The organism is Stutzerimonas stutzeri (genome assembly GCF_009789555.1).
Taxonomy (GTDB): domain Bacteria; phylum Pseudomonadota; class Gammaproteobacteria; order Pseudomonadales; family Pseudomonadaceae; genus Stutzerimonas; species Stutzerimonas stutzeri_R.
Genome location: NZ_CP046903.1, coordinates 144,340 through 165,608, shown reverse-complemented (window position 1 = coordinate 165,608; position 21,269 = coordinate 144,340). Strand labels below are relative to the sequence as shown.

Here is a 21,269-nt window from a genome sequence, read left to right as displayed (position 1 = left end):
CCATCCGAAACCTGCCCATCGTGATCTCACAAACTACAGGATAAGCACATGCCAGCCTCTTCTTTCGGTGAGTCCTCGGCGCATATCAGACGGAGACGCGTTGCCCACTATCTACGCACGGAGTCTGGCGCTGCGGTGCTGCTGGTGATCGTCACGGTTGTGGCGCTCGTGTGGGCGAACTCGCCGCTATCTAACGCCTATTTCGAGTTGTGGCACCTAGACGTCGGGTTCAACTTCGGGCCACTGCGCCTACACATGGATCTGCATCACTGGGTCAACGACGGCCTGATGGTCGTCTTCTTCTTCCTGATCGGACTGGAGGTGCGTCAGGAGTTCGCCCACGGATCGCTCCGTGACCGCAGCCGTGCCCGCCTCGCCCTGATCGCGGGGGTCACGGGAGTCGTGCTTCCCGCGCTGGTGTATGTCCTGATCGTGAAACTAGCCGGAAGTGAGGGCCTGCACGGGTGGGGTGCGGTGGTCGGCACCGATACGGCGTTCATGCTGGGCACCTTGGCGATCGTCGGCCCGCGGCTATCGGGTCAGTTGCGCGTGTTCCTGCTCACCCTGACCGTGGTCGATGACTTCCTCGCAGTGTCCATCATCGGCATCGTCTATAGCGAGGAGATCCGGATCGTCCCGTTGCTTATCGCCCTCGCCAGCCTCGTTGGATTGTGGTTGTTGGGGCGCACCCGCCAGTGGCGGGCGACGCCGTATGTGTTGATCGTGATCGTGCTGTGGTTCGCGACCGTGTACTCCGGCATCCATGCCTCCCTGGCCGGGATGGCTGCGGGGCTCCTGATCCCCGCCTACGCGACGCAGCGTCACAAAGTCGTCGCGGCAAGACAACTGTTCCGTGACTTCTGGCAGTCTCCGAGTGCCGCATCGGCCCACGCGGTGGACCGCGGACTATCCCGCGGTATCTCTGTGAACGAGCGGCTGCACGAGTTCCTGCGGCTTCCGGCGGCACTGCTGATCGTGCCGGTGTTCGCCTTGGCGAACGCCGGGGTGGATCTGCGTGGCGGGTTGCTCGCTGAGGCCTTCGGCTCGCCCGTGACCTGGGGCGTCATCTCGGGACTCGTGCTCGGTAAGCTTCTAGGCATCGGGCTCATCACTCTAGCCGCAGTCCGCCTCGGACTGGGGCGCCTGCCGATGGGCGTCGGGATGGGGAGCGTGTTCGGTGGTGCGGCGCTGTCCGGGATCGGTTTCACCGTGTCGCTGCTCATCATCGGGCTCGCGTTCGGTACGACCTCTAACCTGGGCCGCCAGGCGACGGTCGGGGTGCTCGTGTCGATGGTACTCGCCACGTTGCTGGGGTGGCTCATATTCAAGGTCGCCGCTCTCAAGTGGGGGGAGGAGACTGCCGATTTGCCGATGGTACTTGAGCCACCAGTCGATCCGGAGGTCGATCACATCCGCGGTCCGGAGGACGCCCAGCTCACGCTCGTGGAGTACGTTGACTTCGAGTGCGCGTACTGTGCACACGCCACCGGTTCGTGGGACGATCTGCGCGCCCACTTCGGGGACGACCTGCGGTATGTGGTGCGCCAGTTGCCGCACCACCCCCACGGGCCGATCGCCGCGCGGGCGTCCGAGGCGGCATCGAACCAGGGGATGTTCTGGCCGTGGCTGGACTTCGTGTTCACCCGTCAGCATGCGCTGGAGCGAGAGGACTTGATCGGCTACGCCGCCGAGCTGGGTCTTGACATCGATCGGTTCATCGCGGATCTCGACAGTCCCGCAGTGATAGAGCGTGTTGAGCGTGACCTCGTCAGCGCGGTCGCCAGCGGTGCGCACGTCACTCCTACGTTCTTCATCGAGGGGCGTCGTCTGCTCGGCAGTTACGACGCCCGCACTCTCACCGCAGTGCTCGAAGCCAGTCGCCGCGGCCCTCGCACTCAGGAAGTCCCGTCCTGAGCGGGGCGAACTACAGGATAAGAACATGCCAAGCAATTCTTTCGGTGAATCCTCTTGTACCGCTGCAGCCAGCGGCCTCGTGCAGGTGCGTGGCGCGCGCGAGAACAACCTCAAAGAGGTGGACGTCTCCATCCCGCGGAATGCGCTGGTGGTGTTCTCGGGTGTCTCCGGCTCCGGGAAGTCCTCGCTGGCCTTCGGCACCATCTATGCCGAGGCGCAGCGACGCTACTTTGAGTCGGTGGCCCCCTATGCACGGCGCCTGATCGACCAGGCGGGCGTGCCGGACGTAGATGCGATCGACGGCCTGCCACCAGCGGTGGCGCTGCAGCAGCAGCGGGGGTCCAGCAATGCGCGTTCCTCCGTGGGCAGTGTGACCACCCTGTCCAGCCTGGTGCGGATGATGTATTCGCGCGCCGGCGCCTATCCCGCCAACCAGCCGATGCTGTACGCCGAGGATTTTTCGCCGAACACGCCGCAGGGGGCGTGCCCGACCTGCCACGGCTTGGGTCATGTGTACGAGGTGACCGAGGCGATCATGGTGCCCGACCCCTCCCTGAGCATCCGTGAGCGGGCGATTGCTTCCTGGCCACCCGCCTGGCAGGGCCAGAACCTGCGCGACATCCTGGTCAGCATGGGCTACGACGTTGACCGGCCGTGGAAGGACCTGCCGAAAAAGGATCGCGAGTGGATTCTGTTCACCGAGGAAACACCAACGGTGCCGGTGTACGCCGGTTTCACGCCTGCCGAAACCCGCACCGCGCTCAAACGCAAGATGGAGCCGAGCTACATGGGCACCTTCACCGGCGCCCGGCGGTATGTGTTGCACACCTTCGCCAATACCCAGAGCGCGCTGATGAGAAAGCGCGTATCCCGGTTCATGGAGGGCAAGCCGTGCCCCACCTGCCACGGCAAGAGGCTCAAGCCCGAAGCGCTGTCGGTCACCTTCGCTGGGGTGGACATCGGCGCGTTTATGCAGATGCCGCTGGACCACTTGGCGGCATTGCTCGAACCCATCGCACAGGGCGATTTCCGCGCCCATGCAGCGGGTGCGGCTACGGACAAGGAAGCGACCCGGCGCGAGCGTGCCGAACGCGCTGCCACCGGCCGTGCGGTCCATGCGGTATCGCCCGACGTGCGCCGTACCTCCGCGCTGTCGGAAGAAAAGCGCCTCGCCGCACAGCGCCTGGCTGGAGGCGTGATGGCGCGCCTGCGCCAACTGCGCGGGCTAGGCCTGGGCTACCTGACGCTGGACCGGGCCACGCCGACGCTTTCGGCCGGCGAGTTGCAACGCTTGCGGTTGGCCACGCAATTAAGTTCCCTGCTGTTCGGCGTCGTGTACGTACTCGACGAACCCTCGGTGGGCCTGCATCCCTCCGACAGCCAGGCCCTGTACGATGCACTCGACCGGCTGCGCGACGCGGGCAACTCGGTGTTTGTGGTGGAGCACGACCTGGACCTGATGCGCCGCGCGCAATGGCTCGTGGATGTCGGGCCGGATGCCGGGGAGCGTGGCGGCCGCGTGCTCTACAGCGGCGAGCCGGATGGCCTGCGCAAGATTGCCGAATCGCGTACTGCACGTTACCTGTTCGACGAAATTCCCGCACCCGGAAGCCGAGCACGCGAAGCGACCGGCTGGTTGGAGCTGCAGGGCATCCACCGCCATAACCTGCATGGCGTGGATGCGCGCATTCCGCTGGGCGTGCTGACAGCCGTTACCGGCATCTCTGGCTCCGGCAAATCCAGCCTCGTCGCGCAGGCCCTGCCGGAATTGGTGCTGCTGCACCTGGGCCACGAGCCTGAAGTCGATGCCGCCGAAAGCGCCACCAGCGAAGGGCCGGCAGTGGTCGAAGCGACCGGCGGCCATCTGGCGGGCGACGTGGACGCCATACAGCGCCTGGTGCAGGTGGACCAGAAGCCGATCGGGCGCACGCCGCGGTCGAACCTGGCTACCTACACGGGTCTGTTCGACCATGTGCGCAAGCTGTTCGCCGCCACGCCCGATGCTCGACGCCGCCGCTATGATGCCGGACGGTTCTCGTTCAACGTCGCCAAGGGGCGCTGCGAGACTTGCGAGGGCGAGGGTTTCGTTAGCGTGGAACTGCTGTTCATGCCCAGCGTGTACGCGCCGTGCCCGACCTGCCATGGCGCGCGCTACAACGAGGCCACGCTGAAGGTGCAGTGGAACGGGCGCAACATCGCCGAGGTGCTGCAGATGACCGTGGACGATGCCAGCGAATTCTTCGCGGGTGAAGACGCGGTGGCAAGGCCCCTGCAACTGCTGCGCGACATCGGACTGGGCTATCTGCGCCTGGGGCAACCGGCCACTGAGCTTTCCGGTGGCGAGGCGCAGCGCATCAAGCTGGCGACCGAGCTTCAGCGCAGCCAGCGCGGCCGAAGCCTGTACGTGCTCGACGAGCCGACCACCGGGCTGCACGCGTCGGATGCCGACCGGCTGCTGGTGCAGTTGCAGCGCCTGGTCGATGCCAGCAATACCGTAGTGATGATCGAGCACGACATGCGTGCGGTGGCCCAAGCCGACTGGGTGATCGACGTAGGGCCAGGCGCGGGCGCTGCCGGCGGCAGCATCGTGGTGGCGGGTTCCCCTCAGCAGGTGGCCCGAAAGTCTGGCAGCCGAACCGCTCCGTTCCTTGCACGGGAGTTGGCGCGGGTCGAGTAGCTTAGTTCGCCAAATGTTGCCAGCTTCGCGGGGCATTGATCGTCGCCACACGGTGGTGACGGTCGCTGCCCGAGTCGCGTCATCCTTCCTGAGTCAGAGCAAGATAGGGATTGTTGGGCGGTATTTCGGCGAATACCAAGGACCCATTTTCGAGGAGGTAGCCATGCAGTCGGCGGGACTTCCTCGGGCCCGTGACTTCACAGGTCCAAATGTTCAGGCCATTTGAGTGCTTGCGGTGTAGCTGCAGTTTCTCAAAGCGCTTTTGCACCCACTGCCAATCCTGTTGCTTGTCCTGCCTGGCTAGCGCATCCACCTGGGGATGTTCCTGCGCATAGCGATGGAACACGCCGGGACTGACCAGGTAGACGGTGTCGCTCACCGTATGCACGAGCGCCTTGGCGTCGTTGATGATGAGTCGCCGCGCGGCGACTCCCTGTTGCAGCCACGTCATGAAATGCTCCCCGGATGGTATCGCGACTATTGGAGTTGATGCAGGTCCAGGCGCAGGGGTAAGTGGCAAGGGAGACGCTGCGGCTGTGGTTGGGGCAGGAACGTCAGGCTGGGCAGGGACTTTCTCCACTGGCTCTTCACTCTTCCCCATGTCGGCCGTGCCATCCAATCCAACCATCGGCAGCATGTCCTCCATGACGTCGGGCACGGGCGGGGCCGCAGTCGGCAAGGCGGTATCGCTGCGAGGGCATTCCCAAGGGGGAGTCTCCTGACCTTCGGGTGCTGGCTGCCCCACGACCGCGGGCGGTGTGCCTGGTGCACTGCCGTTGATTTCCGCTGGCGTCGTGTCGATCGCCACCGTGCCTGCGAAAAGCGCTGGCCGCTCGCCGGATTCCCAGATCAGCGCGGGCGCGAGGCGCAACAGGGTGAACGAGTAGGACCAGCCGGTCGCACTGGTCACGGTCGCGCGCCAGACCGCCTTGCCGTCTGAGGTAGGCTGGAGCATGCCGTGGTCCTGCAGCACGTTGAAGACGGCGGTGTTGTTCGCAGGAATGCCGTCGATCCCCTGAGACAGCAGGTGCGCGCGCAGCTTGTCCGAGACAGTCTTGCTCACCAGCCACAGCCCATCCTCAGTGAGCCAGCCATCGGAGGCTTCCGGCTGATTCAGCTTCAACTGTTCCTTGAGCAGCAAGCGCAGCCCGTCCAGCAGCTTGCGTTGCAGCGCGTGCCTGGGCGCGGCCATGGCGCGCGCGGGATCGCCGCCCAGTTCCTGTGCCACAGAAGCGCGATCAGCCTGCACGACCAGTTCACCCAGCACGCCGGCGTGCTCGTACTGCCCGGCCAAGACGTAGAGCAATGGTGCCCACAGAGACGGATAGCCGCTGAGCCAGTCTAGGAGCGGACCATCGAGCAATTGGCGGTAGAGCAGCCCTGTTGCGGCGCTGTGCAACCGGTACTCGCGGTCTTCGCGGTAGCGGAAGCGGTACGACTGGTGCAGCGGGCCGTGCCAGGGATGCCACAGCGAGCCGTCTGCCAGCTCGACCAGCAGATCGACGGCCACCTTGCCGATGTCGTGCAGCCACGGCGTTGTAACCGGCGTAGTCGTCGGTCATCAGGTAGCCGCGGTAGCCATCGAGCAGGCGTAGCGGCACCTCCTGCGCGCGGCTGGCTGTGTAGTCGAAAAGGATCACCGGCTTGTCCGGCGGCCCACCGCTTTGCACCCACATCCAGGATTGTGCCGAGGGGTCGCGTCCCGGTTCATGCAGCACCTGCAAGCGCGTTTCGTCGCAGTGCAACACGGGGTAGTCCAGCAGCTTGTCGCGCATCAGGTTGAGCAACGGTTGCAGTTGCTCGCCACTTTGGATCACCCAACGCGCCAGGGGCTGGCGTGGGATGTCGACGCCGTGGCGGCTGCCCCCTAAAGAAGGTTGGCCGTAGAAGAGCACTTGAAGGGCTTCGCGTCCCTCTCTGGAGTGTGCTGTCTTTTGCGTGTACAGCCCCTGGTTTCAGCGTTGTCAAGTGGCAGTTTTGCTATAGGAGCGTTTTTTCCGCGCACCGCATCACTGGTAATGCTATTCGATCACTCGAAGCTTCGGATGATCTGATCGTTATTTGGTCAGATTGCTGTTTTTGACATCGGCAAAGACTGAAATCAGTCAGAAATACAAGGGTGTGCAGCCCTAGATTCTTTCTTGCAGCGCCTTGAAGAAGGCATCGATATTCTCATCGTGGCGTTTGTAGTAGGTCCAGGGGCCGATCCGCTGCGATGTCACCAATTGCGCGCGCTGTAGAGCTGCGAGATAAAGCGATGTCGTTGACTGCGAGAGGCCCGTGCGCTCTTGGATGATACTGACGCACACGCCTACCGTTTCTGGGTCGACTTCCTGCTCGGGAAAGACTGTCCTGGGATCCTTGAGCCAATTGAGGATGGCAAGGCGCGTCGGGTTCGCCAATGCTTTCAGGGCTTCGTTGACGTCAATAGTCATGAATTTTTTGAGACCTATTTTTTTCGATATCTAGATATCTTCCTGATTCGCGCATCAAATTGGAAGGCTTCGCCATGATCTCTGCGCGCCTGCCCGTCGCAATGACGGGCTGGTTTGGACTGGAATCCTATTGCCCTGTCAGGTAGGACTATCGGGCACCTGTGCGCCGAATTGCGGGACGATATGTTTGCCAAGTTCCTCGATAACCTCTGCTGCGGGGCGTTTACCATACTTGAGGTTCAGGATGACGTGATCTACACCGATTTCCTGAAGTGTATCCAGCAAGGCCCGCAGGTGGTTACGTCCCAGTCGGAATCCTAGATGGATAGGCGAGGGTGGCGTGGATGGGTGTTCGTCCAGGTCGATATACAGCGATTGCAAGAACGGCTTGTAGATAGTGCCACATTGTTTAGCCGTTTCCTGTCGCCAATCTTCCACGATGAGTCGCTGCATTTTTGGCGGACGTGGATAGTTGATCCATCCATGGCTTTCACGCGCGATCCAATCGAGCGGCTGGCGGCTGTGTCCGGTTACGAATAGCGGTATTTCCCGAGTCGTAGGTTTGGGAACGAGATCGGCCCCCAGTAACTCGCCGTGACTCCAGCGAATGGGCTCGAAGTGTGTTCGATGGGCTTGGCGTATCACATTGAGGTTTTCTTGAAAGGTCTCGCCACGCTGTTCTGGATCAATGCTGAATGCGGGAAACTCCACGGGACGATCGCCAGAGGCTACTCCCAGGAGCAAGCGACCTCCGCTCAACTGATCAATGCTCGCTGCGGCCTTTGCCGTGTGCAAGGGATTACGCAGAGTAAGGGCGATGGAGGCGGTGCCTAGTGCGATTTTTGTTGTATGGGCTGCCATGTAGCCCAGATACACCCAAGGGTCGAAAACCTGGCCGACATCGCCGAAGCTTGGGTCCCTGAGTGGGACGTCGCGAAACCAGAGCGCCGAAAAACCAAGTGCCTCTGCACGTTTGGCCAGCGCGACCTGATCTAGCATGCTCGGTGTATCACCTTCGAAAGCCTCCAGGGGAAAGAACAGCCCAAGGCTTAGATGACCCTGCCTGAAGGTTCGTTTGAATCCCCTATGCTCTTGGTAGGGGATCGTGCTCGGTTGGTACATGCTTAACTTCCTCGGTCAACAATCGCTGAGCCACGCCCCTGAGTTATGGGGCGTGGCATTGAGCGTTTAGGATTTGTAAGTCGGGTAGTCGGTGTAGCCCTTATCGGTACCGCCGTACATGGTGCTTGGATCAACTGGGTTAAGCGGCCAGTTGTTGGCGATACGAGCGGGCAGGTCGGGGTTCGCAATGAAGGGGCGGCCAAAAGCGATCAGATCGCCCCAGCCAGCTTTTATCACGCGATTTCCTCGTTCAGCGGTGTACTTGCCGGCATAGATAATCTTGCCGCTGAATGTCTTACGAACAGCTTCCCGGAACGTCTCAGGCAGCTCGGGTGCGTTTTCCCAATCGGCTTCGGCGAGCGACAGGTAGGCAATGCCCACTTCCTCGAGGATCTTCACTGCCTCGATGTAGGTTTGATGAGGATCTTCTTCGACCAGACCAAGGTAGACGCGGTCTTCGTCTGTGGTCGCGAACAGCGGGGCGAAGCGAACGCCAACGCGCTCCTTGCCGACCACACCAGCAACAGCGAGGGTGATTTCGCGCAGGAAGCGAAGACGGTTCTGCAGCGAACCGCCATATTCATCATCACGCTGGTTGGTATGAGCCGAAATGAACTGGTTTACCAGGTACCCGTTCGCGCAGTGAAGCTCCACCCCGTCAAAACCTGCGTCCAAAGCATTTCGGGCTGCTTGGGCGTAGAGCTCAACCAGTTCCTTTACCTCCTTGGTGGACAGGGCTCGTGGGGTCGAAGGGTCGGCCAGTGTACCCGTGCCGGGGCCAGTTTCGATGAACACCTTGACGTTGTCCGCGCGGATGGCTGATGGCGCGACGGGCGCTTCACCACCGGGTTGCAGCGATGTGTGCGACACGCGGCCCACATGCCAAAGTTGAGCAAAGATCACCCCCCCTTCGGCGTGAACAGCGTCGGTGACCTTACGCCAGCCTTGTATCTGTTCCGGGCTATGAATGCCAGGTGTCCAGGCATAACCCTGTCCTCGGGGTTCGATCTGTGTGCCCTCGGTCACCATGAAGCCAGCACCGCTGCGCTGACGGTAATATGTGGCCATTAGGTCGTTCGCAATATTGCCGGGTTGGGAGCTGCGCGAACGCGTCAGTGGCGGCAGAACGATACGGTTCTTGAGGGTGTATGGGCCCAGCTGAGTCGTTTTGAAAAGTTCTGATTGTGTCATTTTGCTTACCTGCATATCTGAAATATTCGATGTCGTAGGTCGAAAAAACATGGATCAACGAGGTCTGAAGAGTCCGAGCGGTGCAGGTCACGAAGGCGCGCTGTGCGCCCTGCACCGCGCGGGCGACGTCGGCAGCTGTGGCGTTGGGATGTTGGTGAGAATTTTTCCGTTGGCGGGGTTGATAATGTCGAGGGCTTCACCGTATTCGTCCGAAACTCATTGGTTGTCAATAAACAGGCCGTAGCTGCTGTCGGGAAGGTGATTCGGACGGGTATCGCTGGAATCTTTCATGGGAGTACCTCCTGAGGTTTCTAGCGCGGTTATGGGTAGGCTATTCTCGATATTCATATATGTCAATATATTAATATCGCTTCCGGCACGTACGCATGGTTCCACGCCCTTGCAGCTCACTTCTGGATCAGCTGGGAGCGCGCCGTGCTTCGCGCTAGGGTTGCCTATGCAGTCAGCTCCCTTGAGCTTTTCATCATGGAGGCTGGCTGCATCAGGTATGCCATTGCCGTGATTGCGTTGATGCTATTGCCCGACAACAAAGGTATTCACCTTGACGATCTGGATGACAGCGAAGTTGACGCTACGCCCGCACTTCAACCTTCTTCTCCTCAGACGCATGTATAAGGAATGTTCGCGATGATCCGAATTGTCTACTTGTTGGTAAAGCCTATGTTCCGCCAGGAATGTTTGCGTCACTATCAGATGAGTGAGGGTATCCCTGGCCTGTTTAAATATGAGGTTAGGTTGGTGGCTGAAAACCCTGCCGATACCCATGTGCCATACCTGGATGTAGGGCCGGTTCACGCGATTGGCGAATGCTGGTTCCAAAGCCCGGAGGACTACCAACGATATATCGAGTCGGCAGTGCGCAAAGCCTGGTTCGAACATGGTAAAACGTTCATTGGCCAGCTCAAGCCCTTCGTCACTGAAACACTTGTTTGAAAGCTGCTCGAAGCGGTTATCTCCGATCAGGCCACCCCTCCATTCATTCTGGAGGGGCTTTCATCTACGAGTGAACCCCTGGTTATTGATTTAACGTAAATCACTGGCAGATTCCCCAATGAACATGGGGACCCGTGCGAGTCTCAATTCGCACGAGGTGCCGTCTATGTGTCGATTTGACAGCGTGTCCAACGACTGCGCGTGGGAACCATCGATCAGGTCGCCGATGGGGTAAAACATATCGAGCGGCTGATGCCTGCAAATCTCTCAGAAATCCTGGCAAGTTGCCGGGATGGTTCAGTGACGTGCCATGCAGCAACCCCAAGATGGCCCAACTGCAGGCAGTGAAACTCATTTCGCAGGGGTACACACCGGGACACTGCCTGGACATCAGTACCATCTGGTAGCGCAAAAGGTTGTAGCCCAGCAGCACACCCCATAGCTCTTGAGCGATCATCTCTGGCGTCTTGCTTCTCAGGGTATATTCGCCGCCCAGCAGTCTCTGCTTGATCGCCCGATAGCCCAGCTCGATTTCCCAGCGTTGACTGTAAAGGTCGACGATCTCCCCACCCGGAAAGCGCAGCGGGTCGACCATCGAAGTCAGTACGCTTACCATTTTTCCCTTGATCATCTTGCGCAACAACCGCGCTCGCATTTCGAGCGGACGACAGGTGGTATGTGGTCGGTAAATACATAGCGGCCATACTGTAAGCGCGAGTAGGCGGGTCTTTGGGCTGACGCCCGGCGATATCGTCAGGGCGTCAGATCCATACAGCCGTTCGATCAGGCTGCCGGCTTCAGAATGACCTTTGTCCAACCCTCATCTCGCGCATCGAAATGCTTGTACGCATCGGGCCCTTCCGCCAATTTCAGGCTGTGAGAGATGATCTGCGAAGGCTTGGCGCGGTCGTGATGGATCAGCTCCGCAAGCCTGCGGTTATAGGCTTTGACGTTGGCTTGCCCGGTGCGTATCTGCTGGCCCTTGAACCAGAACGCGCCGAAATCGAAGGCCATTTTGCCTTCCTTCGCCAGTTCATTTTTCGCGCCCGGATCCTGAGGAACAAACACCCCGACGACGCCGATGCCACCCGTGGCCTTGGTGGAAGCTACCAGGTTGTTCATCGTCAGGTGATTGGCCTCATGGCCGTGATTGTCACAGCACTGGTACCCCACACACTCACAACCTCGATCAGTGCCTTTGCCGTGAGTCAGGTTGAGGATCTGATCAACCGCCTCTTTCTCCAGGGAGTTGATTGGCGTGGCCCCCATCTGCGCGGCCAATTTCAATCGATCCGGATGGTTGTCGACCACGAACACTTGCGAGGCGCCTTTGATCATCGCGGCATGAGCTGCCATCAGGCCCACTGGCCCTGCACCGTAAATGGCGATGCTTTCACCCGGCATCAGGCCAGCCAGTTCAGTGGCATGCCATCCGGTGGGGAATATGTCTGACAGCATGACGTAGTCGTTTTCTTTCTCTTGCGCATCCTCTGGCAGCACCAGGCAATTGAAGTCCGCATATGGCACACGCAGCAGTTCTGCTTGACCACCCTGGTATGAGCCCATATCGGCAAACCCGTAAGCAGCACCAGCACTGCCGGGGTTGGCCGTGAGGCAGAAACCGGTCAAACCTTTTTCGCAGTTTTCGCAGAAACCGCAGCCGATATTAAATGGCAAACAGACGCGATCACCTACCTTGATGCGATCTACGCCGGCGCCGACTTCGATGACTTCCCCGAGGTTCTCGTGACCGAAAACACGTCCCGTCTCCATCGAGGTGCGGCCCTCGTACATGTGCAGGTCAGAGCCGCAGATATTGGTAGTGGTGATGCGCACTACGGCGTCGGTAGGTTTTACGATCTTGGCGTCTGGGACATTTTGCACGCTGACGTCGCGTGGCCCGTTGTAAACGATGGCTTTCATTAGACTCTCCCGTTCAAGCGACGATGAGGTGGTTTCGTCTGCTTACGAGATATCTGTTTAGATCTACGAACGTATGTTCCACAAATCGAGCTATGACCAGACGAGTGGTGATGCCGTCGCCCGCGCGTGGCGGCCCTTGAATTTGCAGCTCGTGACGAACTTAGACAGTTGAACGCCATAGAAGGAATATGGCTACGTGTAGTGGTCTACTAATCCTGGACACCCTTTTAGGGCGAGAATGCTCGCCATTCAGAGGTGTTCGATGAGCAGACAACGACGTACTTTCACCCCCGAGTTTAAGCGCGAAGCAGCCAGTCTAGTGCTCGACCAGGGTTACAGCTGTCCTGAGGCAGCCAAATCCCTTGATGTAGGTGAGACCGCACTGCGGCGCTGGGTCAACCAGTTGCAGTTGGAGCGCGGTGGCATCACCCCCACAGCCAAAGCGCTTACGCCTGAGCAGCAGACTATTCAGGAGCTTCAAGCCCGCATCAACCGGCTGGAGCTTGAGAAGAAAATCTTAAAGGAGGCCACTGCGCTCTTGATGGCCGAGGAGCACGGGCGCAGACGTTGAAGTCGATTCGGCAGTTAGCAGCACGCTACCCAGTTCAACTGCTGTGTTCAGTGTTTGAACTGCCTCGTTCCTGTTACTACGCCCATATGGCTCGGCGCCGTCGCATTGATGTTCGGCGGGTGGGTTTACGCAGCCGTATTAGCGAACTTTTCAGTCAAAGCCGTAGTTCAGCTGGCAGCCGCAGTATCGTTGCCATGCTCAAGGATGAGGGCGTCAAAGTAGGTCGCTTCAAGGTCAGGGGCCTGATGAAGGAGCAGGGTTTGATCAGTAAGCAGCCAGGTTCTCATGCGTACAAAAACGCCACTGTTGAGCGGCCTGACATTCCCATGCTTTGGTGGCTGGTTGGGAGATCTAGAGCCACGATTCGCAGCCCTTTTCCGTCGATGGCGGCCTTGAGCTTCGACCAGTCTTCAGCCGGCAGGCGGGACAGTCGGTCGATAGATTCCACCAGCAGTACATCCCCCGGGTGGGAATCGGCCAGCAGGCGCACCAACTCGGGGCGATCAGCACGAGTACCAGATGCGTTCTCAATGTATTGCGCGGCAATGGCCTTGCCATGATCGGCAGCAAACTCCTCCAGGACGGAACGGGCTCGGGCAGCGTCTTGTTCGGCAGTAGAGGCCCGAAGGTAGGCACGGACAAACATTTCTTGATCCCTATGCGTGCTGTTTCAATTTGGGCGTTGCAGAAATATCGTTACAGTTTGGGTGTTAGTTATAGAGCGGCAAGGACGAATCTGCCGCGCCTTTTCCGTATCAGTTGAGGCATACCTCTAAAAACGCTAGCGTAGATTGATTACTTTTTGGTCTGCGATGGGCCGGAGTCGTTGCCGTAGCGGAGGTCCGTTGGCAACGCGACGGTGATTTTGGAAGTTAACGCCATCTCGAGCATGAGCCTGTTGCCGCAGTGGAGGTCAAACGGCAACGGTAGCTTCACCGTTTGTCGCTCCTGAGCCCGAAACAGATGCAGTAGGTTCCGGGTACGGCCATGACGACGCAGACGATTGGCCCCACGCCCACGATTTGCCCCCAGAGGCTTTTCAGCAGCGGATAAGCGAAGAACACCGCTGCCGCTTCTGCCGGTTGCATGGTGGCCAGTCTGCCGAGGATGGCGGCACTCATTCCGGAAAGAAGTAGCAGCATGCAGCCTGTTACCGCCAATACTGGTCGGAGTCGGGATTGTGGATTGTGACGATAGCCAGAAGCTGGGACGTCCAGTGGCAATGGAATCTGCCGGACGAGCCTGCTGCGCCCAATGCGTGCGTCGAGGGTCAGGGCCAGCCAGGAAATTCCGATGGCGAATGTGAGGATGAAGCTAACAACCAGTGCAAGTGGCGACATGATCAAACTCCTCTGAGTGCTGTGGCGACTGCCCGTTAGTCGAAACCGAAGGACGAAAAACTGTCTCCGAAGCTGCTTATGCCGTGATCAAACGACAGGCTGTCAGTCATCGTGTCCGTGCCGAATGCGTTACCCATGACATCGAAACAGCTGTCGAGCATGGGCATTCCGTTGGCGGGATTGAGCCAGAAGGTTTCCATGGGTTCGAAGTGGGTCGATGAGAAAGCTGAGAAAGTATCCTCGGCTTGGGTCTGGCCTACCGGGTCAAATGAATCAGCCCAGTTAGTGTGATCCTGCAGGATGCTGTCGAACGACGTACTCGTGTCCCCATCTTCCAGCGAATCGACCTGATACCACCAACGTTCCTGGCGAATACCAAGGCCGTCATGCACCACGACCGCTTTTCCCTGGCTGGGATAGATGACCGTGGTGAATGCCGCTTTTTCTGGCCGGACGACAGAGGTGATGAGATTGGCAATGTGCGTAAACAGGTTCATGGCTAGCTCCTCGGTTTAGTTGGTTTCAGCATCTCCTGAACCCCAAATAACCCAAGGCATGGGTAAGATCGCATACCGCCTTGGAGACGGATCATCTATTGCAAGCTCGGGTGCGTAGAGGGGCACAAGCACGGCCCGGATCAGCAATCCATTACCGCAGCCAGGCCCTTTCCCTTCCAGGAGAAGCAGCACAGCAGGCGCGCGATGCCGGCTACCGCGCGGATACCCGCCACAATTGATCTACTCGCGTCGTGAAACTCTGGCTCATCAGCTCGCGACGCATGCTCCAGGCGGGGGCTGCTGGTACCACACCAGGTCGCAACGTTCCCCGTCCCCATTTGGCGTTGATCGAATCAAGCACGGCCATCACCTTCTCCGAATTAGCTGGCTGACTGGAGGCGAACAGGTCGTCGGTGAAGGCGTTTACGTCGGGACTAGTCATGCTTCCGCAGTCAGCGGCGAGGTAGTCCCTGAGCTCACTGGAGCCCAGGGTTTCGAAGCAGGCCGTCTTCAGCGTCTTCCTCGATGAATTGACTCTCAAGCCAGCCTTAGCCGCGCTGAGATAAGATCGTCTCGAGCAAACCAGGAAATCGATTGTTCAAATCATCCCTGCGCAACGAGTTCATATGGGTCGTGCCGATGGTTTGGGTTTGGACCAACCCGGCATCTCGCAGCACCCTGAAGTGATGGGACATGGTGGACTTTGGTCGGCCACCGTCCAATTCGCCACAGCTGGCTTCGCCCAGTTCGGCAAGGCGTCGGACGATCTCCAGGCGCACAGGATCGCTCAAGGCGTATAGCAGACGCTCGAGGACGAATTCAGTGACGGGAGGGTGTTTGTAGGGGCGCATGAACGAAGCATACACGGGTTTGCTCTATCTCCATAGTTCGAATACTATCGAATTAACGTAATAGACAACCCTCGGAGAAACCAATGTCTGCGCTGTTCCAACCCTTCACGCTTAAAGACGTCACGCTTCGCAACCGTATTGCGATTCCCCCTATGTGCATGTACTCGTCAAACGATGGCCTGATCAACGAGTGGCACAGTGTTCACTACGCCTCCCTTGCGCGTGGCGGGGCGGGGTTGGTGATTGTCGAAGCAACCGCTGTAGCGCCAGAAGGGCGGATCACTCCTGGCTGTGCGGGTATTTGGAACGATGAGCTGGCCCAGGCCTTCGTACCGGTGGTGCAGTCGATCAAGGCAGCCGGCTCGGTCCCCGGCCTGCAGATCGCCCACGCCGGTCGCAAGGCAAGCGCAAACCGTCCATGGGAAGGCGATGACCACATCGCTGAAGATGACGCCCGTGGCTGGCAGACCATCGCTCCATCGGCCATAGCTTTTGGCGGTCACCTGGCCAAGCAGCCGCAAGCCATGACGCTGGAAGACATTGCCCGTGTGCGTGAGGATTTCGTCGCAGCCGCTCGCCGTGCGCGTGACGCTGGCTTCGAGTGGCTGGAGCTGCATTTCGCCCATGGTTATCTGGCCCAGTCGTTCCTTTCCGAACACTCCAACCATCGCGATGACGCCTACGGCGGCAGTTTCGACAACCGTAGCCGCTTCCTGCTTGAAACGCTGGCGGCTGTTCGTGAGGTTTGGCCGGAGCACCTGCCGCTAACCGCTCGTCTAGGGGTTATCGAATACGACGGCCGGGACGAACAGACGCTGACCGAGGCTATCGAACTGACACGTCGCTTCAAAGATGGTGGCCTGGATCTGCTGAGCGTCAGCATTGGTTTCACCATCGCTGAAACCAACATTCCCTGGGCGCCTGGCTTCATGGGCGAAGTTGCCCAGCGCGTGAAGCGTGAGGCGGGGATACCAGTGGCTTCGGCATGGGGCTTCGGCACGCCAAGCGTTGCCGAAGAAGCGGTCAAGAGCGGTCAGCTGGACTTGGCGATGATTGGGCGAGCACATCTGGCCAATCCAAATTGGTCCTATCTTGCCGCCCAAGAGCTGGGCGTAGAGCGTGCGTCCTGGACCTTGCCGGCTCCCTATGCCCACTGGCTTGAACGCTACAAGTGATCCGTCGGGGCGAAGACGGCCGTCATGGCCTAATCGCCCGCTGCCTCAGCGCCGATGTGCGCTGGTGGCTACCTGGCTGGGCCGCTCATGGCTCGGCCCTTCCGATAGATAGCTGAGGATTACGCTATGTCTCGCGTCATACGCTTTCATCGCACCGGTGGACCGGAGGTTCTCCAGATCGACGAGATCGACGTGCCGGCTCCCGGCGCGAACGAGGTTCAAATCAACGTCAGGGCGCTCGGCATCAACCGGGCTGAAGTGATGTACCGCACAGGCCAGTACGTCATCGAACCGACGTTTCCCGCCATGCTGGGCTATGAAGCGGCTGGGACCGTATCTGCAGTGGGTCCCGGTGTGGTCGGCTTCGCTGTTGGCGATGCGGTCAGCGTAGTGCCCGCGTTCTCCTTTGACGAATACGGCTTGTACGGTGAATTGGTCAACGCGCCGGCTCACGCGGTGGTCAAACACCCGGAAGTGCTCTCTTTCACGGAGGCAGCAGCGACCTGGATGAAGTTTGTCACCGCCTATGGCGCATTGATCGAGCTTGGTGGGCTGCAGGCCGGCGAGACGGTGCTAATCCGTGCGGCGTCCAGCAGCGTGGGGCTTGCCGCTATCCAGATTGCGAACATGGTGGGCGCCGTTCCTGTGGCGCTGACCCGCACCAGCGACAAGCGCGAAGCCTTGCTTCAAGCGGGGGCGGCGGCAGTCATCGCGACCCAGGAGCAGGACATGGTGGCTGAGGTCATGACGGTGACTCATGGCAAAGGCGCTCGCATGGCCTTCGATCCCGTTGGCGGACCCGAAGTGGCCTTGGTGCTCAAGGCGCTAGCGAACCACGGCATCTTCTTCCAGTACGGCGCTTTGGACACTCGGGATATCCCTGTGTCGGTCATGGACCTGCTCGGCAAGCATCTGACGCTGCGCGGTTATCAGCTGTTCGAGATCACCCAGAATCGAGAAAAACTCGAACGGGCCAAGCACTTCATCAATGAAGGGCTCGCCTCTGGACAGCTGCGTCCGGTGATCGACCGTACATTCAGCTTCGACGAGATGGCCGAGGCTCACCGGTACATGGAATCGAATGCCCAGGTGGGCAAGATTGTTGTAACGCTGTAAACCACGTTCAGGTCTTCGCGGCATGGCCGGTAGGGTCACCTTCGGTAAGCCCATGCCAGTTCGATGCGTCTTTCACACATGCACAGACAGGAGGTTCGATGACCACCCCACTCACACTGGTTGCCACATTGGTCGCCAAGGCCGGCTCCGAAGATGAGCTCCAGCAGACGCTGCAGGATCTGCAAGGCCCAAGTCGCGCCGAAGCGGACTGCATCCAATACGACTTTCATAAAGATGCAGAACAGCCTCGCACCTTCCATATGGTTGAGCAGTGGCGAGACGAAGCGGCGCTGACTGCGCACGAGGCCACCCCGCATTTCCAGGCAGCGCTGCCGGTTATCGAGCGCGCCGCCGAAAAATTCTCCGTCATGAAAATGTACCGCGTCTCCTGAGGAGCTCCGAATGAAAGCGATTGCACACTTCAAATGCCTGCCTGTTGAGAACCCTGACGCCCTCGTGGAGATCGATCTACCCGAGCCAGTGCCGGGGCCGCGCGACCTGCTGGTAGAAGTCAAGGCCGTATCGGTCAACCCGGTCGATACCAAAGTCCGCCAGGGCTACGTGCCGCATACAGACGAAACACAGCCGCGCATCCTCGGTTGGGACGCTGCCGGCGTGGTCAAGTTGGTCGGTTCCGACGTAACGCTGTTCAAGCCCGGTGACAAGGTGTGGTACGCCGGGTCGCTGATCCGCCCGGGCAGCAACAGTGAGTTGCAGCTGGTAGACGAGCGCATTGTCGGATCGATGCCACAGTCGCTGGAGTTCGCCCAGGCCGCGGCGCTTCCCCTGACGTCTCTGACCGCTTGGGAATTGCTATTTGATCGCCTCGGCGTAGCGCGCGACACCACCGACCGTGGCGAAACGCTGCTGATCATTGGCGCTGCAGGCGGGGTGGGTTCAATCATGACTCAGCTGGCGCGTCAGTTGACCGGCCTGACCGTCATTGGTACGGCTTCGCGCCCTGAAACCCAGGCCTGGGTCACCGAACTCGGCGCCCATTACGTGATCGATCACACCAAACCACTGAGCGAAGAGCTCAAGCGCATCGGCCTTCCGCAGGTCAGCTACGTCGCAAGCCTGACGCAGACCGATCGGCATTACGAGCAGATCATCGAGTCACTGAAGCCACAGGGCAGGTTGGGCCTGATCGATGACCCGGCCACGCTGGACGTCGTACCGCTCAAACGCAAGAGCCTGTCGCTGCACTGGGAGCTGATGTACACGCGCTCGCTGTACGAGACCGAGGACATGCAGGAGCAGCACAACATCCTCAATGAAGTGGCCCGCCAGATCGATGCGGGTGTGTTGCGCACCACCGTTGGCGAAAACTACGGGCGTATCAGCGCCGAAAACCTACGTCGCGCCCATGCCTTGCTGGAGAGCGGCAAGGCAAAGGGCAAGATCGTTCTGGAGGGCTTCTGACGGTATCTGGCTACCGGCTCATGCGGTAGGTAGCCAATGCTGGATTCAAGAGTAGCGCCCATGAGCGATTCAGTGAGCGCCTTGAAATGCCTCCTATTGAGATCGTCTCGCAAGACCATCACCCAGCCGTCAACGACTTCATCCGAAACGTCCAACTAATAGGAACCCCATATGAACAACGCTACCGGCTATGCCGTCGATATCTCGGGATCGAGGTAGATGACGCTTTGGAAACGGCAGAGCAGACGTTTGGCCATGCATAAAGCACTGAATCCCAAACCGCATTTACGACAAGCAGACAGAATGTTGACATTGTAGACAGTCGGTCTAATGTATTCCCATGACTACTTCAAAGCCCCAAGCCCGCCGTGGCCGACCACCCAAAGTCGCGAGAGGCTTTGACGACACTCGCGAGGCATTACTGTGTTGCGGCATGGAAGTGCTGACCGAACAGGGTTTTGCCGCCACCGGCATAGATGCCGTCCTGAAGCGCGTGCGCGTACCAAAGGGTTCGTTCTATCACTACTTCGACAGTAAGGAAGCCTTCGTCCAAGAGGTGCTGCAGCGCTATGCCGCTTATTTCGCGCGCAAACTGGATCGCTGGCTGCTGGACGATCAGGTACCGCCCCTGCAACGCCTGAGCAATTTCGTCGATGATGCCAAAGCCGGCATGGCCAAGCATGAGTTTCGCCGAGGTTGTCTGGTCGGCAACCTTGGTCAGGAGATCACGGCACTACCCGCCAGTTTTCGCCAAGCACTGGAGGATGTCCTCCTCGACTGGCAAGACCGGCTGGCCAATTGCCTGGTTCAGGCAGTCAACCACGGGCAGCTGGAGCCCGACAGCGATTGCGATGCGCTTGCCGCTTATTTCTGGATTGGCTGGGAAGGCGCAGTACTACGCGCCAAGCTGGCGCAGAACGCCCAACCACTAGACACCTTTGCCAAGGGCTTTCTGGCCGGTGCCGCGAGGTAGTGTTTTTTCGACCATTTAAAGACGATCAGTCTAAATAAGGAGAGACCATGTTCCACGCATTACTCATCGAGAAAAACGACGACAACTATCAGACGCGGCTGACCGAGCTTGATGACTCGCAGCTGCCTGAGGGCGACGTTACCGTGCGCGTCGAGTACAGCACGCTCAACTACAAGGATGGTCTCGCCATCAGCGGACGTAGTCCGGTGGTACGGCGGTTCCCCATGGTTCCTGGCATTGACCTGGCAGGCGTTGTCGAAGCCAGCGATCATGCTCGTTACAAGGTTGGCGACCGGGTGTTACTCAATGGTTGGGGCGTTGGTGAGACGCACTGGGGGGGCCTTGCTCAAAAAGCCAGGCTTAAAGGTGACTGGCTGATTCCCCAGCCCGCTCAACTGAGCGCACGGCAGGCCATGGCAATCGGTACTGCCGGTTATACCGCCATGCTGAGCCTGATCGCACTGGAGCGTCACGGCTTGTCACCAGAGAGTGGTGAAGTGCTGGTCACAGGTGCCAATGGTGGGGTTGGTAGCTTTGCCATCGCACTGCTAGCCAAGCGCGGTTATTCGGTAACCGCTTCAACCGGTCGTCCGGCCGAAGCTGACTATCTGAAGCACCTGGGTGCTAGCACAATCATCGATCGAGCCGAGCTGGGTAGCCCAGGGCGCCCCCTGGCAGCAGAGCGCTGGGCAGCAGTAATCGACTCGGTGGGTAGCTATACTCTGGCCAATGCCTGCGCCAGCACACGTGCAGATGGCGCCGTTGCGGCATGCGGCCTGGCCCAGGGCATGGATTTCCCAGCCACTGTCGCCCCCTTTATCCTGCGCGGGGTCAGCTTGCTGGGAATCAACAGTGTGACCCGCCCCTATGAGGAACGGGTAACGGCTTGGCAGCGCCTGTCCTCAGAATTGGGCTTGGCGCTACTGGATGAAATGACTCGGGAGATCGCGCTCAGCGAGGCCATTGACATGGCCCATGATCTGCTCAATGGCAAAGTCCGAGGGCGCGTTGTGGTTGATGTCAACCGTTACTGATACCCCTGCTTTTAACAAAGCCCTTCCTGGGTTCGGCTCCCCTGACCTGACCCAGGCCGCCTGATCTAGGTCGG

18 protein-coding genes and 4 pseudogenes are annotated in these 21,269 nt (G+C 59.6%); 10 read left to right on the top strand and 12 right to left on the bottom strand.

Annotated elements, in window-relative coordinates; genetic code table 11:
* The first annotated feature begins 48 nt into the window (after positions 1 to 48).
* Together nhaA and GQA94_RS22740 are read left to right on the top strand one after the other, a co-directional pair.
* Complete coding sequence (gene nhaA, locus GQA94_RS22745) at positions 49 to 1,914, top strand: Na+/H+ antiporter NhaA (RefSeq protein ID WP_046618251.1); 1,866 nt, start codon at positions 49 to 51, stop codon at positions 1,912 to 1,914.
* A gap of 25 nt (positions 1,915 to 1,939) precedes the next feature.
* The gene (locus GQA94_RS22740; RefSeq protein ID WP_158190230.1) at positions 1,940 to 4,591 is read left to right on the top strand and encodes an excinuclease ABC subunit UvrA; all 2,652 of its coding nucleotides are present in this window, start codon (positions 1,940 to 1,942) and stop codon (positions 4,589 to 4,591) included.
* Between the two features lie 79 nt (positions 4,592 to 4,670).
* On the opposite strand, the pseudogene mobH reads toward GQA94_RS22740, so the two are convergent.
* The 5 genes and pseudogenes from mobH to GQA94_RS22715 form a co-directional block, all read right to left on the bottom strand.
* Positions 4,671 to 6,119, bottom strand: a pseudogene (gene mobH, locus GQA94_RS22735) (MobH family relaxase); the annotation flags it as partial.
* A pseudogene (locus tag GQA94_RS22730) lies at positions 6,117 to 6,453 on the bottom strand (IS66 family transposase); the annotation flags it as partial. The pseudogenes GQA94_RS22730 and mobH, both read right to left, overlap by 3 nt.
* A gap of 267 nt (positions 6,454 to 6,720) precedes the next feature.
* Positions 6,721 to 7,026 carry an ArsR/SmtB family transcription factor gene (locus GQA94_RS22725; protein WP_012464920.1) on the bottom strand — a complete coding sequence of 102 codons (306 nt, stop codon included), beginning with the start codon at positions 7,024 to 7,026 and terminating at the stop codon, positions 6,721 to 6,723.
* A 138-nt stretch (positions 7,027 to 7,164) separates the two neighbouring features.
* Positions 7,165 to 8,148 carry an LLM class oxidoreductase gene (locus GQA94_RS22720; protein ID WP_003291626.1) on the bottom strand — a complete coding sequence of 328 codons (984 nt, stop codon included), beginning with the start codon at positions 8,146 to 8,148 and terminating at the stop codon, positions 7,165 to 7,167.
* A gap of 66 nt (positions 8,149 to 8,214) precedes the next feature.
* Entirely contained in the window at positions 8,215 to 9,339 is a 1,125-nt protein-coding gene (locus GQA94_RS22715) for an alkene reductase (protein WP_034000002.1), read from the bottom strand.
* A gap of 648 nt (positions 9,340 to 9,987) precedes the next feature.
* On the opposite strand from GQA94_RS22715, the gene GQA94_RS22705 reads away from it, so the two are divergent.
* A complete protein-coding gene (locus GQA94_RS22705) occupies positions 9,988 to 10,293 on the top strand; it encodes a 4-methylmuconolactone methylisomerase (RefSeq protein ID WP_033999990.1) in 306 nt (101 codons plus the stop codon).
* 100 nt (positions 10,294 to 10,393) lie between these two features.
* On the opposite strand, the gene GQA94_RS23315 is transcribed toward GQA94_RS22705, so the two are convergent.
* Both GQA94_RS23315 and GQA94_RS22695 read right to left on the bottom strand, forming a co-directional pair.
* Positions 10,394 to 11,110: a transposase gene (locus GQA94_RS23315; RefSeq protein WP_196740286.1), complete on the bottom strand. Its 717-nt coding sequence runs from the start codon at positions 11,108 to 11,110 to the stop codon at positions 10,394 to 10,396.
* On the bottom strand, positions 11,077 to 12,216 hold the full coding sequence (locus GQA94_RS22695) for a glutathione-independent formaldehyde dehydrogenase (RefSeq protein WP_158190229.1): 1,140 nt from the start codon (positions 12,214 to 12,216) through the stop codon (positions 11,077 to 11,079). The genes GQA94_RS23315 and GQA94_RS22695 overlap by 34 nt, the downstream gene beginning before the upstream one ends.
* Positions 12,217 to 12,478: 262 nt before the next feature.
* Between GQA94_RS22695 and GQA94_RS22690 the strand changes: the two are divergent.
* Positions 12,479 to 13,119, top strand: a pseudogene (locus tag GQA94_RS22690) (transposase); the annotation flags it as partial.
* On the opposite strand, the pseudogene GQA94_RS22685 reads toward GQA94_RS22690, so the two are convergent.
* The 5 genes and pseudogenes from GQA94_RS22685 to GQA94_RS22665 form a co-directional block, all read right to left on the bottom strand.
* Positions 13,113 to 13,433, bottom strand: a pseudogene (locus tag GQA94_RS22685) (recombinase family protein); the annotation flags it as partial. The pseudogenes GQA94_RS22690 and GQA94_RS22685 sit on opposite strands and share 7 nt — an antisense overlap.
* A 286-nt stretch (positions 13,434 to 13,719) precedes the next feature.
* On the bottom strand, positions 13,720 to 14,127 hold the full coding sequence (locus GQA94_RS22680; protein WP_032904188.1) for a hypothetical protein: 408 nt from the start codon (positions 14,125 to 14,127) through the stop codon (positions 13,720 to 13,722).
* Positions 14,128 to 14,162: 35 nt separating this feature from the next.
* The gene (locus GQA94_RS22675) at positions 14,163 to 14,624 is read right to left on the bottom strand and encodes a hypothetical protein (protein ID WP_032904189.1); all 462 of its coding nucleotides are present in this window, start codon (positions 14,622 to 14,624) and stop codon (positions 14,163 to 14,165) included.
* Positions 14,625 to 14,835: 211 nt separating this feature from the next.
* A complete protein-coding gene (locus tag GQA94_RS22670; protein ID WP_079381875.1) occupies positions 14,836 to 15,066 on the bottom strand; it encodes a DUF4113 domain-containing protein in 231 nt (76 codons plus the stop codon).
* Between the two features lie 106 nt (positions 15,067 to 15,172).
* On the bottom strand, positions 15,173 to 15,475 hold the full coding sequence (locus GQA94_RS22665; protein WP_025297873.1) for an ArsR/SmtB family transcription factor: 303 nt from the start codon (positions 15,473 to 15,475) through the stop codon (positions 15,173 to 15,175).
* Between the two features lie 83 nt (positions 15,476 to 15,558).
* Between GQA94_RS22665 and GQA94_RS22660 the strand changes: the two genes are divergently transcribed.
* The 6 genes from GQA94_RS22660 to GQA94_RS22635 all read left to right on the top strand — a co-directional run bounded on the left by GQA94_RS22660 (position 15,559) and on the right by GQA94_RS22635 (position 21,195).
* Positions 15,559 to 16,650 (top strand): NADH:flavin oxidoreductase/NADH oxidase, encoded by a 1,092-nt coding sequence (locus GQA94_RS22660; protein ID WP_013983157.1) that lies wholly within the window; start codon positions 15,559 to 15,561, stop codon positions 16,648 to 16,650.
* Between the two features lie 126 nt (positions 16,651 to 16,776).
* Entirely contained in the window at positions 16,777 to 17,766 is a 990-nt protein-coding gene (locus tag GQA94_RS22655) for a zinc-dependent alcohol dehydrogenase family protein (protein ID WP_033999986.1), read from the top strand.
* 98 nt (positions 17,767 to 17,864) lie between these two features.
* On the top strand, positions 17,865 to 18,158 hold the full coding sequence (locus GQA94_RS22650) for a putative quinol monooxygenase (protein ID WP_033999984.1): 294 nt from the start codon (positions 17,865 to 17,867) through the stop codon (positions 18,156 to 18,158).
* 10 nt (positions 18,159 to 18,168) lie between these two features.
* The gene (locus GQA94_RS22645; protein WP_158190228.1) at positions 18,169 to 19,188 is read left to right on the top strand and encodes a zinc-binding alcohol dehydrogenase family protein; all 1,020 of its coding nucleotides are present in this window, start codon (positions 18,169 to 18,171) and stop codon (positions 19,186 to 19,188) included.
* Between the two features lie 340 nt (positions 19,189 to 19,528).
* Positions 19,529 to 20,161 carry a TetR/AcrR family transcriptional regulator gene (locus GQA94_RS22640; protein WP_078465107.1) on the top strand — a complete coding sequence of 211 codons (633 nt, stop codon included), beginning with the start codon at positions 19,529 to 19,531 and terminating at the stop codon, positions 20,159 to 20,161.
* A 47-nt stretch (positions 20,162 to 20,208) separates the two neighbouring features.
* Positions 20,209 to 21,195, top strand: coding sequence for an MDR family oxidoreductase (locus GQA94_RS22635; RefSeq protein WP_003288722.1), 987 nt, complete (start codon positions 20,209 to 20,211; stop codon positions 21,193 to 21,195).
* The last annotated feature ends 74 nt before the right edge of the window (positions 21,196 to 21,269 follow it).

Excerpts from the sequence above, each read along its gene's own strand:
- GQA94_RS22715 (WP_034000002.1), bottom strand. The coding sequence starts at position 9,339 with ATGACACAATCAGAACTTTTCAAAACGACTCAGCTGGGCCCATACACC.
- GQA94_RS22660 (WP_013983157.1), top strand. The coding sequence starts at position 15,559 with ATGTCTGCGCTGTTCCAACCCTTCACGCTTAAAGACGTCACGCTTCGC.
- GQA94_RS22650 (WP_033999984.1), top strand. The coding sequence starts at position 17,865 with ATGACCACCCCACTCACACTGGTTGCCACATTGGTCGCCAAGGCCGGC.
- nhaA (WP_046618251.1), top strand. The coding sequence starts at position 49 with ATGCCAGCCTCTTCTTTCGGTGAGTCCTCGGCGCATATCAGACGGAGA.
- GQA94_RS22705 (WP_033999990.1), top strand. The coding sequence starts at position 9,988 with ATGATCCGAATTGTCTACTTGTTGGTAAAGCCTATGTTCCGCCAGGAA.
- GQA94_RS22720 (WP_003291626.1), bottom strand. The coding sequence starts at position 8,148 with ATGTACCAACCGAGCACGATCCCCTACCAAGAGCATAGGGGATTCAAA.
- GQA94_RS22695 (WP_158190229.1), bottom strand. The coding sequence starts at position 12,216 with ATGAAAGCCATCGTTTACAACGGGCCACGCGACGTCAGCGTGCAAAAT.
- GQA94_RS22665 (WP_025297873.1), bottom strand. The coding sequence starts at position 15,475 with ATGCGCCCCTACAAACACCCTCCCGTCACTGAATTCGTCCTCGAGCGT.
- GQA94_RS22725 (WP_012464920.1), bottom strand. The coding sequence starts at position 7,026 with ATGACTATTGACGTCAACGAAGCCCTGAAAGCATTGGCGAACCCGACG.
- GQA94_RS22675 (WP_032904189.1), bottom strand. The coding sequence starts at position 14,624 with ATGAACCTGTTTACGCACATTGCCAATCTCATCACCTCTGTCGTCCGG.
- GQA94_RS22640 (WP_078465107.1), top strand. The coding sequence starts at position 19,529 with ATGACTACTTCAAAGCCCCAAGCCCGCCGTGGCCGACCACCCAAAGTC.
- GQA94_RS22655 (WP_033999986.1), top strand. The coding sequence starts at position 16,777 with ATGTCTCGCGTCATACGCTTTCATCGCACCGGTGGACCGGAGGTTCTC.
- GQA94_RS22670 (WP_079381875.1), bottom strand. The coding sequence starts at position 15,066 with ATGACTAGTCCCGACGTAAACGCCTTCACCGACGACCTGTTCGCCTCC.
- GQA94_RS22645 (WP_158190228.1), top strand. The coding sequence starts at position 18,169 with ATGAAAGCGATTGCACACTTCAAATGCCTGCCTGTTGAGAACCCTGAC.
- GQA94_RS22740 (WP_158190230.1), top strand. The coding sequence starts at position 1,940 with ATGCCAAGCAATTCTTTCGGTGAATCCTCTTGTACCGCTGCAGCCAGC.
- GQA94_RS22680 (WP_032904188.1), bottom strand. The coding sequence starts at position 14,127 with ATGTCGCCACTTGCACTGGTTGTTAGCTTCATCCTCACATTCGCCATC.
- GQA94_RS22635 (WP_003288722.1), top strand. The coding sequence starts at position 20,209 with ATGTTCCACGCATTACTCATCGAGAAAAACGACGACAACTATCAGACG.